Annotated in this window: 9 protein-coding genes; 4 read left to right on the forward strand and 5 right to left on the reverse strand. The window is 60.4% G+C overall.

All coding sequences use genetic code 11. The features are described 5' to 3' along the window. The first annotated feature begins 15 nt into the window (after positions 1-15). The gene (locus AC3WMV_RS25065; RefSeq protein ID WP_103368567.1) at positions 16-420 is read left to right on the forward strand and encodes a serine kinase/phosphatase; all 405 of its coding nucleotides are present in this window, start codon (positions 16-18) and stop codon (positions 418-420) included. Between the two features lie 112 nt (positions 421-532). On the opposite strand, the gene rimI is transcribed toward AC3WMV_RS25065, so the two are convergent. Then, positions 533-985 (reverse strand): ribosomal protein S18-alanine N-acetyltransferase, encoded by a 453-nt coding sequence (gene rimI, locus AC3WMV_RS25070; RefSeq protein WP_027612255.1) that lies wholly within the window; start codon positions 983-985, stop codon positions 533-535. After that, the gene (locus AC3WMV_RS25075; RefSeq protein ID WP_103368569.1) at positions 978-1,724 is read right to left on the reverse strand and encodes an energy transducer TonB; all 747 of its coding nucleotides are present in this window, start codon (positions 1,722-1,724) and stop codon (positions 978-980) included. The genes rimI and AC3WMV_RS25075 overlap by 8 nt, the downstream gene beginning before the upstream one ends. A 233-nt stretch (positions 1,725-1,957) precedes the next feature. Here AC3WMV_RS25075 and mksB point away from each other — a divergent pair, with 233 nt between their 5' ends. The 3 genes from mksB to mksF are packed head-to-tail and all read left to right on the forward strand — an operon-like array spanning position 1,958 to position 6,766. Then, positions 1,958-3,238, forward strand: coding sequence for an Mks condensin complex protein MksB (mksB, locus tag AC3WMV_RS25080; protein ID WP_171061842.1), 1,281 nt, complete (start codon positions 1,958-1,960; stop codon positions 3,236-3,238). Beyond that, the gene (mksE, locus tag AC3WMV_RS25085) at positions 3,228-3,929 is read left to right on the forward strand and encodes an Mks condensin complex protein MksE (RefSeq protein ID WP_016773189.1); all 702 of its coding nucleotides are present in this window, start codon (positions 3,228-3,230) and stop codon (positions 3,927-3,929) included. The genes mksB and mksE overlap by 11 nt, the downstream gene beginning before the upstream one ends. Next, positions 3,926-6,766: an Mks condensin complex protein MksF gene (gene mksF, locus AC3WMV_RS25090; protein ID WP_003228206.1), complete on the forward strand. Its 2,841-nt coding sequence runs from the start codon at positions 3,926-3,928 to the stop codon at positions 6,764-6,766. Before mksE ends, mksF begins: the two co-directional genes overlap by 4 nt. 216 nt (positions 6,767-6,982) lie before the next feature. Here the strand turns inward: mksF and AC3WMV_RS25095 are convergent, their stop codons facing one another. The 3 genes from AC3WMV_RS25095 to AC3WMV_RS25105 are packed head-to-tail and all read right to left on the reverse strand — an operon-like array spanning position 6,983 to position 10,548. Then, positions 6,983-9,286, reverse strand: coding sequence for a PqiB family protein (locus tag AC3WMV_RS25095; protein WP_027612259.1), 2,304 nt, complete (start codon positions 9,284-9,286; stop codon positions 6,983-6,985). Then, positions 9,279-9,902: a paraquat-inducible protein A gene (locus AC3WMV_RS25100; protein ID WP_103368571.1), complete on the reverse strand. Its 624-nt coding sequence runs from the start codon at positions 9,900-9,902 to the stop codon at positions 9,279-9,281. Before AC3WMV_RS25100 ends, AC3WMV_RS25095 begins: the two co-directional genes overlap by 8 nt. Beyond that, the gene (locus AC3WMV_RS25105; protein WP_103368572.1) at positions 9,889-10,548 is read right to left on the reverse strand and encodes a paraquat-inducible protein A; all 660 of its coding nucleotides are present in this window, start codon (positions 10,546-10,548) and stop codon (positions 9,889-9,891) included. The genes AC3WMV_RS25100 and AC3WMV_RS25105 overlap by 14 nt, the downstream gene beginning before the upstream one ends. Positions 10,549-10,710 lie beyond the last annotated feature (162 nt).

Below are 10,710 nucleotides of genomic sequence, written 5' to 3' on the forward strand. Positions count from 1 at the left end.
GTATGAGGATTTGCCATGACTGATTCACGACGTCCGTTCGATGCGGTGCAACCGGAACCCATCGATGACAACGAAGACCGCATGGGCTCGGTGCATGAGCTGGATTTCGATGAAGAAGAACCCAGCGCGAAAATCGGCGACGAGATTCCGGAACGTGAACGCGAGCAACTGATGCCCGCTGAACGGGTGCGCGAGGCCGGGCTTACCGGTGCATCGACGGCTGATCATGAACCGACCGACGATGACTTGAGCCCGGAAACACTGATTCACGAGGATGGCGCACGCGATGCCGAAGAGGCTGGCGAGGGCAATCAGGCCGATTGGGATCTGAGCATTGTCGATGAGGATGACATCGGCGGCGGCAATGGTCTGGATGAGGCGGAGCTGGCGCGGCGAGATCCGCTGGATGGCAATCGCTGATCTGTATTGCCTGTAAGGACGCCTTCGCGAGCAAGCCCGCTCCCACAGGGAATTGAGACTCGGCTCAAAACCAATGTGGGAGCGGGCTTGCTCGCGAAGCTTTTAAACAAGATCAGTCGACCAGGGTGCAGGCCATCACTACGGCGTCTTCGCGCCCGCCCACCGCCGGATAATAATCGCGACGCCGGCCAATCTCATTGAAACCATAGCGCTCATACAACTTGAACGCTGCGGTATTGCTGTCGCGCACTTCCAGGAAGCATTCCCGGGCAGAGGCCGCATATGCCCGCGACATCAGATGCTCGAGCAGCGTCAGCCCCAGCCCCCGTCCCTGATTCTCCGGTTTGACCGTGATATTCAGCAGATGCGCCTCGTCGAGAATGATCTGCACCACCCCGTGGCCGACCTGCTGCTGGCCTTCGAACATCAGCCAGATCTGGTACTTGCCCAGCCCGTCGAGAAAAATCCCGCGGGTCCAGGGATGGCTGTACGCCGCGTATTCGATCTTCAATACCGCGTCCAGGTCCGCCTCGGTCATCGGGCGGAACGATACAGCTTCACTCATTCGATGGTTTCCAGCGCGCCATCAGCCGACGCATGGCTTGCCACACAGCGGCCTTGCGCTGTGGCTCTTCCATTAACAATTCCAGACCGGGGATGGCCCATGCCAGGCCCAGGCCTTCGATCTGCAATTCACTATTGAACGCTTCGGCGTCCGCTTCACCGGCAAAGCGTATTGCCGGAAGGCCGATCAGCCACAGGCAGGCGCAGGGTGCCGCTTCCATCTGTACCGAGAGGAAACCCTGAACAAAGTCGCGCGCCGCTTCCGGGCCCTGATCCATGGTGCCGCGGTTCAGCCACGGCCAGCGCACCGGCTCGCCGACGATTTGTGGCGCATCCGGCAGACCGGCGGCGCGCAACATGTCTTTAAGCAGCAGATAGGCCGGATCGCGGCTCTGGAACGCTTCGCCTGTGGGTAACTCGACCAGCAGCAGGCAAGCCCCGGCGCGCAGCAACTGCAGGGCAAAACGCGGTGGCGGCACGGGCGCGGGTCTGGCGACAACTGGCGCCTCCTCGACCTCTTCCACCGGTTTGGCGCCATTGCGGGTACTGGCGAGCGACGGGCGCGGCACTTCGATCTTCGGCCGTTCGACCGGACGGGCGGCAGGCTGCACCGGAGCTTCGGCCTGCACAACCGGCATCACCACGACCTCTGGCTCAGGCTCGTGCATGTCCAGCAGCTCGGGCCGCGACGGGGCGGCGAAAGGCAATTCGGTGCGCGGCAGCCAGTTGACCACCTGCATGGCGTTCAAATAGGCGCGGCGGCGGGACTCGATAAGCAAAGGGTCGGCCACTTGTGGATAACTGAAGTGGGCTGATTCTACAGCCCTTCGTTCAAGATCGCTTGCTGTTGATCGATAGCCTTTACCTGGGCTCGCTCCCTGAGAAAATGCGACAGCCCGTCCCGAGAGTGAATCGCATCCCTCGTGATGCAGTACAATCGCGGCTTTTAATCGCCAACCAGCCGGCCATTCCGATGATCGAACCCAAGCGCGTCTTGCGCGCCCTCGCTGAACACTGGGCACTTCTGGAGCCACTGTGCGAGCACTTCGACCAAGGCACCCTGAGCCTCAACGAACTGCGCACGCAACTGGCCGCCCAACAACTGGACAGCACGCCGCAGGACATCACCAGCCTGCTCGACGTGTGGATTCGCCTGGACATTCTGGTGCCCGTGGCGAAAAGCCCGAACCGTTTCGAGCTCAACGCGCAGATCCACGACTTCCTCGCCTACCTGCGCCGTGAGCACCGTCTGGGCCTGTGCCTGGAAATCGAAGCCTACTTGCGTCACCTCGAACGTCTGGCCGGCTACATTCAGGACGCGTTCGATGTGCGCGACGGCAACGACCTCGCCCGTCAGCTGCGTTTGCTCGACATGCGCGTGCGCGACGTGCTGAAGAAACTCGACAACGACGAGCAGGCACTGGTCGCCGTGGCCGAACGGGCCAAGACCAGCGACCGGCAGATTCCGCTGCGTCAGCGATACGCCGAAGTGCTGGCGACCTGGGACGAATACGTCGAGCCGATGATCGACCTGGTGAACGCCGACGGCGCCTTCGAACAAGGCGTGCGCAAGGTCGAAACCGTGCTGCTGAAGATGCTCAGCGAACAGCAGCGCCTCGGCCATCTGGTCGATGACGACATGCTGCTGCGCACCCACGCGCGTATCCTCGAAATGCAGACCAGCGCCCAGTTGACCCTGCGCCACGCCCGCGAACTGCTGCTGCCGCTGCGTGAAGAAGCGCGCCGGCACAACGCCGTGACCCGTGGCGCCGCGCTGGCGCTGGCGGCGATTCGCCGCAAAGGCATCGACGCCGTGCCGCAAGCGGCGATGCCGCTGTTCACCCGGCCGCAAAGCACCTTCCTCGGCAGCGCCAGTCAGGTCGAGGCCTACGTCTACGCCTTGGCGCGTTTTGAGCCGAAACCGGCGCGTTTCCCCAAGGCGCACAAGCCCCAGAAATCCGGCGATGCGCCGCGTGCACCGCGCACCGTGCGCGAAATGGTCGAGCGTTGCGAAGAGTCCCTGCCGATGCCGGATCTGATGACCTGGTTGCTGGAGCAGGAACCGGACGGCGCCACCGACGAATTGCTGTACTGGTTCTCGCGTCTGTCGCGGGAAAAACGCTTCACCCGCGAGCGTCTGGAACGCCGCGAATACCACACTCACGAGCACCAGGTCAGCCTGCGCTCCTTCGCCCTGCTCTCGGCCCGCGACTCCGCCGCCGAGGATTCTGCGAGCATCCCCAATGCATCTTGATCTATCCGAACTGTCCCAACTGGCGCCGATCTTCCGCGAGCTGTTCAAGGGCTATCATGTCAGCCGCCGCGACCCGGAACTGTACGCGCAACTGTCAAACTTCCAGGATCAATACCGCACGCTGTTCAAGGCGCTGGGCTTCGAACTGGTCTGCGACACCCGTGGTTTCTACTACTTCGTGCCGGACATGGCCGCTGCGGCGGTGAACAAGACCGCTCAGCGCCTGGCGCTGTTCACCTTCATTCTCGTCGAGCATCTGGCCGATCAGGGCCGCGATCCGATCGCCGTGCTCGACGGCGGCAGCCTCGGCCGCGAAGAATTGCCGTCGCTGCTGGACAAATACCGCGACCTGTTCATCCAGGCCGAAGTGCAGACCGTCGAAGAACTCGAAGAAAAAATCATGCGCCGCATGACTCAGCTCGGTTTCGCCGGTGAAGAAAACGGCGTGTACCGTTTCCTGCCGCCGATGCACCGTTTCCTCGATGTGTGCCTGTCGGTGCAGCAAGACCGCGATCTGGCGGCCAGCGTACACAGCGTGCTGCCGCTGCCGGCACCGGTGCTGATCGACGAAGAGGCCGAAGCCAAATTCCTCGAGACCGACGATCCGCTCGATCTCAGCGAGTTTGAAGAAGAGAGCGAAGAAGACGCACTGGCCCGCGCCATTGCCGAAGAACAGGAGTCCGACGCATGAGCCAGGAACGCTACGGCATCCGCCGCTTTGCCCTTTTGAACACCGCCGGTTACAGCCTCGGTCTGTTCCCGCTGGAAGAACCGTTGTCGGTCTACGGCGCGAACAACCTCGGTAAATCCGCCTCGATCAACGCTCTGCAGTTCCCGATTCTGGCGCGCATGTCGGACATGAGTTTCGGCAAGTACAGCCTGGAACAATCGCGACGTTTCTACTTCGCCTCCGACACCAGTTATATCCTCGTCGAAGTCAATCTGCCCCACGGCCCGCACGTGATCGGTGTGGTCGGTCGCGGCCCGGGCGGTGGTTTCGGTCACCAGTTCTTCGCCTACGCCGGCAAGCTGGATCTGGCGCATTACCAGAAGAACGACACCTGCCTGCGTCAAAAAGAACTGTTCAGCAACCTTGAGAAAGAAGGCCTGAAAGCCTACGAACTCAAGCCTGATGAATTGCGTCGTTTGCTGGTGGGCGGGCACACCTCGATCCCGCTGGATCTGACCCTGATCCCGCTGCGCTCCACCAGCGAGCAGAGCCTGAAGACCTTCCGCGCGCTGTTCATCAACCTGCTGCACATGCGCGAAATCACTGCGGCCAAGCTCAAGCAGTTGTTCCTCGATGCCTTCGAGCACAGCCTGCGTTCCGGCAGCGTCGACTACATCGCCGCGTGCGAAGAAGCCTTCCGCGATGTGCGCCGGATGGAGCAGGACTACAACTCGCTGGTCGCTGCCGGCCCGCTGGTCGAAGCTCTGGCCAACGGCGTGAAACAGCGCGATGTGCTGCGTGGCAAACTGCATCGCCTGTCGCCGCTGCTCGACTCGTTGCTTGGCACCTGGTCGGACTACGCCACGGCGCGCAAGGAAGAGCTGACAATTCAGGCCGAGCACTACCGTCGCGAACAGGATGATTTGCAAAACGATCAGCGCGGCGGCACGCAGGAGCTGATGCGGCTGGAGCGGGAGATCTCCGGCATTCAGCGCTGGCTTGGCGAGTTGTCGGTACTGAAGAACCGCTTCGCGCTGGTCGATGACGTCAAAGTGCTGGAGCAACAGCTGCTCGCGGCCAAGGACGCGCACGACGAACTGGCCGGTGCGCTGGCACAGTCCCGGCAGTTCAGCGCCGAGGATCTGGAAGAGCGTCTGCGCGATCTGGAAAAACGTCTGAAGTCGGTGAAGCAGCAACTCGATCACGCCGACAACAACAGCTATGCGCGCCTGCGTGAGGAGTTCTCGCAGCAGGACGTCGAGCGCCTGATGCGCCTGTTCAACAGTGCGCTGTTCAGCCTGCCGCTGGGCGAGCACGGCATCACCCTCGACGAGGATGGCGAGTGGGTCAAATCGGTCGAGCTGATCCTCGATGGCTTCAAGGGCGAGCGCTTCGAAGTGCCGGGGCTGTCGATCGACATCTCGCACATCGAGCCGCCGGCCCTGCAAGCGCTGGCCGACCGCGCCGCGCTGCGTGACCAGAAAGAGCGTCTGGAAAAAGAGCTCAAGCAGCTCAAGACTCAGCAAGCCGTGGCCGCCGACCGCGCCGCGAGCAAGACCCAGACCGAAGCGCTGTACCAGCAAGTGCTGGATGCGCAGAAAGCCCTGGAAGATTTCCGTCGCACCCAGACCTTGAGCGCCGAAGAAGGCGACAAGCTTGAGCAACTGGCGCAGATGGAAGCCGCGCAGGACGAACTCAAGCGCTCCAGCGATGCGTTCACCGAGCGCGTCCAGCAACTGTCGGCCAAGCTGCAACTGGTCGGTCGGCAGATCGCCGACATGGAAGCCAAGCAGCGCACCCTCGACGACGCCCTGCGCCGCCGTCAGCTGCTGCCGGCAGATCTGCCGTTCGGTACGCCGTTCATGGATCCGGTCGACGATTCGATGGACAACCTGCTGCCGCTGCTCAACGACTATCAGGACAGCTGGCAAGGCTTGCTGCGCGCCGACGGTCAGATCGAAGCGTTGTACGCGCAGGTGCGCCTCAAAGGCGTGGCCAAGTTCGACAGCGAAGACGACATGGAGCGCCGTCTGTCGCTGCTGATCAACGCTTACGCGCACCGTACCGACGAAGCCCTGACGCTGGGCAAGGCGCGGCGTGCGGCGGTCACCGACATCGCCCGGACCCTGCGCAACATCCGCAGCGACTACGACAGCCTCGAGCATCAACTGGCGCTGTTCAACCGCGAGATCAACAAGCGTCAGGTGTCCAACCTGCAGAGCTTCCGCATCGTCCTGGCGCCGAACAAGGAAGCGCTCAAGCACATCGATCAGATCATCCACAGCGCCGGTCAGTACGAAGAAGGCGAAACCCTGTCGGTGTTCGATCTGAGCCAAAGCGCGGAACAGGACAACAAGAACGAAGAGGCCAAGGAGTACCTGGCGCGGCTGGTGGCGGCGAACCACAACCAGCTCGGCCTCAAGGACTTGTTCGAACTGGCGTTCGAGATCACCAAGGTCAACGGTCAGCCGGTGATTCACACCGACATCGACGGCGCGGCGTCCAACGGCACCACCATGACCATCAAGGCGCTGACCAACATGTACTTGTTGCTGCACCTGATGGATCGCGATCTGGCCGGTCGCGTGCGCCTGCCGTACTACCTCGACGAGGCGGCGGACATCGACGAGAAGAACCAGGCAGCGCTGCTGGAAACCAGCCTGCAATTGGGCTTCGTGCCGATTCTGGCGAGTGTGAAGCCGCAAGTCTGCGCCAGTGTCGCCATCGACCTGGAGGGCGGCAGCGGCCCGGCGGGGATCTACATCGACGAGGCGGACTGGAAGTACATCCGCCGGCATGATGTGGTGAAGGCCACCGTCAATGTGCAAGCCGATGAGCCGGAGCTGGATGAGGTTTGATCGACTTTAGCTGAAAACCAAAAAGGGCCGCGATCTGTTGGGATCGCGGCCCTTTTTTATGGCTGGGGATTTGTCCTGACCTTTGAGGCCTCTTCGCGAGCAGGCTCGCTCCCACAGGAATTAGCGTCGAACTTGATTTTTGTGTACACCACCCATCCACTGTGGGAGCGAGCCTGCTCGCGAAGGCGTCCTCCCAGACGCCACATCAACTCCGGATTACTTACCGAGCGAAATCTTCGGCGCCCAGGTCAGCCACTCATCCTCGAACTTGTCGAACAACGGGAACGTCTGCTCAGCCCGTGCCGGGGTGCCCATGCGCTCACCGTCCGGCGTAGCAAAGGCGATACCACCCTGAATCGCCGTCTCCAGCGACTCCGTGCGTACCGTCAGACCATTGAACAGACCGATGTCGAAACCGACACCGCTGGTGTTCCAGAATCGGCTGCCGCTGCGCACCAACGGCGCGTATTTCGGCTCGATCAAAATATGCACCAACACGCGATCAGCAGTCTGGCCCAGTTCATAACCGGTGACCTTGCCCACGGTGATTTCGCGGTAGGTCACGGGTACGCCCGGTTTCAGCGAGCCACGGCGCGCGGCGCTCAACACCAGACTCAAGCCAGCCTCCTGCTTGCTCACTTCCGGCGGACTGGCCAGCGCAACGAAGTTCTTCTGCGGGCCGAGATTTTTCGCCGCCGGCTGCACTTCCACATATTGCCCGGTGACCAGGGTTTCCAGATTCTGGGTCTTGATCAGCCCCAACTCCGGCTTGACCACCCAGAACTGACTGCCGACCCGCGCAATGCGCTCCGGTACTTCGGTGATCCGCGCGGTAATCATCACGGCTTGCAAATCGTCGGTCAGATCGACGTCTTCAATCTTGCCGACATCCAGGCCTTTGAAACGAATCGGTGTGCCCGGACGCAAACCATCGGCGCGGTCGACCTTGATCGTCACCAGCGTGCCTTTCTGGTTGGCTTCATCATGGTTGGCGAACAGACGGAAGCGTGGAATACGCTTTTGCAGCGGCGCCTTGGCTTGCGGTGTTTCGAAAGCAATACCGCCGGCCATCAATGTCTGCAAAGACTCGCTCTTCACTTGAATACCACCTGTCAGACCACCGGTGAGGGTGATGCCGCTGACATTCCAGAAGCGTGTCGACGCGTTGACCAGGTTTTCGTACTCCTTCTCGATATGCACGCCGATGACGATTTGCTTTTTGGTCTTGGAGAACTGATAGCTCTGTACCGAACCGACCTTGACCTGTTTGTACAGAATCGGACTGCCGACTTCGATCGAACCGAGAACATCGGTGAACAGCACCAGGTGCAGACCCGGCGAACGCAGATCCAGCGGCGGCGCTTTTGGCCGCGCCTCGAATTCGCGTTTCGGCGCGGCACCTTTGTCGCCCGGACGCACGGCAATGTAGTTACCTTTCACCAACGCTTCGAGTCCGGTGATACCGGCCAGGGAAATCGACGGTTTGACCACCCAGAACTGCGTGCCTTCGACCAGATAGTCTTCGGCCAGAGGATCCAGCGTCAGCTCGGCCGTGGCGCTGTTCAGATCCGGATCGATTTTCAACGCTTTCATGTTGCCGACCTGAATGCCTTTGTACATCACCGGCGTACGGCCGGCCTGCAAGCCTTCGAAGTCACTGAGTTTGACCTTGACCCGAATACCGGCAGCGGCGGCGTCGAAGTCCTCATAGAGACGGAACGGCAGGCTTGGATCGGTGGGCGGACTGTCCTTGCGATTCTCTGGTGTGGCGAAGGCGATACCCCCGGCGACGATGCTCGCCAGAGATTCGCTGCGTACCTTCACCCCGGACAGGTTGGCGTCGATGCTGATGCCGCTGGCATTCCAGAAACGTGTGTGTTTGCGCACCAGTTTGGCGTAGGTCGGCTCGATGAACACTTTGAGCTCAACGGTACTCTGGTCTTCAGACAGCACGTAGCTTTTGATCTGACCGACTTTGATCTGCTTGTAGAACACCGGACTGCCGCGGTTCAGCGAACCGAGGCGATCGGCCTTGATCGTCAGGTGCAGGCCGGGCTTGGAGTCCGATAGCGGCGGCTCTTCGGCCAGCGCCTTGAACTTGCGGGTCGGCTCGCCTTCACCGGGACTGATGGCCACGTAGTTACCTGAAACCAGGGTTTCCAGACCGGTGATGCCGGCCAGGGTCACGCTCGGTTTCACCAGCCAGAAGCGCGTGCTGGTCTTGAGGTATTGCTCGACGTCCTTGTTCATCTCAACGGTGGCAATCACCCCTTTGGAATTGCCCTCGTCATCAAGTTTGAGCGTCTTCACCTTACCCACCGGCATGCCCTTGTAGACCACTTCGGTCTTGTTGGCCTGGATGCCTTCACCGCTTTCGAAACGCACCTGAATCTCGATACCGGTTTCGTTATAGGCACGCCAGCCGAGCCAGCCACCGATGATCAGGGCAATCAGAGGCAGTACCCAAATGGCAGACCAGTTCGAGGCCGGTCGGGTTTTCGCTACAGGCAAATCAGTCATGGTCGTCGTCCGACTCCGTGTTATCCCAAATCAGTCGGGGATCGAAAGTTACTGCGGCAAGCATCGTCAGAATCACCACACTGGCGAAGGCGATGGCGCCAAGGTTGGCTTCGACACTGGCAAGCCGGCCGAAGTTGACGACCGCCACCAGAATGGCGATCACAAAGATATCGAGCATCGACCAGCGACCGATGAACTCGATGAAGCGGTACATCCAGATCCGCTGCCGCGCGGACAACGGCTGACGCCGCTGCACCGAAAACAGCAGCAGCGCGATGCCCACCAGTTTGAAGGTCGGCACCAGAATACTGGCGATGAACACCACGGCGGCAATCGGGATCATGCCGTGCTGCACCAACTGGATCACGCCGGACATGATGGTGCTGGGATCGCCCTGCCCCAGCGAACTGACCGTCATGATCGGCAACACATTGGCCGGGATGTAGATAATCGCAGCCGTGATCAGCAGGGCCCAGGTTCGGACCAGGCTGTTAGGACGACGAGCGTGAACCAGCGCACCGCAGCGGGTGCAGGTCTGCTCGTCAGTGTCCGCATCCTGTCTGTTCAATTCATGACATTCGGTACAGATCAGAATGCCCGCATCAATCGCCCGCATGGGCATCCCCTCCTGATAACGCCTGCCAGATCTGATGCGGTGACATCACCACTTCCAGCCAGACCTGAACCAACAACAAACCGATGAAACACGCCAGACCGAGGCCGACGGTGATGGCCGCCATGTCCGCCAGTTTGACGATCGCCACGAGGACACCCATGAGGTAGACCTCGAGCATTCCCCAGTCTTTGAGGTGGTGATAAATGCGGTAGAGCAATAAGCCGTAACTGCGTCCGACGTTGAATCGAATCGTCAGCAAAACGAATAACTGGCACAGCAACTTCAGCAACGGAATAGCCATACTGCACAGGAATACAACGATCGAAACGCCCTGCATGTCCGTATTGAACAAGCCGAGCACGCCGCTCCAGACCGTATCCTGCGAAGATTGTCCGAGGATATTGAGTTGCATGATGGGTAAAAAGTTTGCCGGGATGTACAGCAATAATGCTGCGATCACCAAGGCAAGGCTGCGCTGCACCACATTATGGCGATGGGCGTACAACTCGTAACCGCAGCGCGGGCAGAGTGCTTTCTCGCCATGGGCAAGCTTGGGCTTGCGCATCAGCAGGTCGCACTCATGACAGGCCACCAAGTCTTCCAGCGGTAAATCTGACAGCCCTTGGGCGTCAACCGGATCTGACATAAAGGCTCTGACTCCGAAAAAGATGGGGGTTATTCTAGTGTTCTGATTCGAAAATAACTGTGCAAAATTGTTCGCTGCCTAAGTAAAAATACTTTCCTGCGGGCAAAACAAAACCCCAACTGCTTTCGCAATTGGGGTTTCGGAATTTAATCTTGACGATGA

This window comes from Pseudomonas sp. FW305-3-2-15-E-TSA4 (assembly GCF_058787295.1).

What these genes read in the sequence shown, in the direction of transcription:
- AC3WMV_RS25065 (WP_103368567.1), top strand. Translation starts at nt 16, where the DNA reads ATGACTGATTCACGACGTCCGTTCGATGCGGTGCAACCGGAACCCATC.
- rimI (WP_027612255.1), bottom strand. Translation starts at nt 985, where the DNA reads ATGAGTGAAGCTGTATCGTTCCGCCCGATGACCGAGGCGGACCTGGAC.
- AC3WMV_RS25075 (WP_103368569.1), bottom strand. Translation starts at nt 1,724, where the DNA reads ATGCAGGTGGTCAACTGGCTGCCGCGCACCGAATTGCCTTTCGCCGCC.
- mksB (WP_171061842.1), top strand. Translation starts at nt 1,958, where the DNA reads ATGATCGAACCCAAGCGCGTCTTGCGCGCCCTCGCTGAACACTGGGCA.
- mksE (WP_016773189.1), top strand. Translation starts at nt 3,228, where the DNA reads ATGCATCTTGATCTATCCGAACTGTCCCAACTGGCGCCGATCTTCCGC.
- mksF (WP_003228206.1), top strand. Translation starts at nt 3,926, where the DNA reads ATGAGCCAGGAACGCTACGGCATCCGCCGCTTTGCCCTTTTGAACACC.
- AC3WMV_RS25095 (WP_027612259.1), bottom strand. Translation starts at nt 9,286, where the DNA reads ATGACTGATTTGCCTGTAGCGAAAACCCGACCGGCCTCGAACTGGTCT.
- AC3WMV_RS25100 (WP_103368571.1), bottom strand. Translation starts at nt 9,902, where the DNA reads ATGCGGGCGATTGATGCGGGCATTCTGATCTGTACCGAATGTCATGAA.
- AC3WMV_RS25105 (WP_103368572.1), bottom strand. Translation starts at nt 10,548, where the DNA reads ATGTCAGATCCGGTTGACGCCCAAGGGCTGTCAGATTTACCGCTGGAA.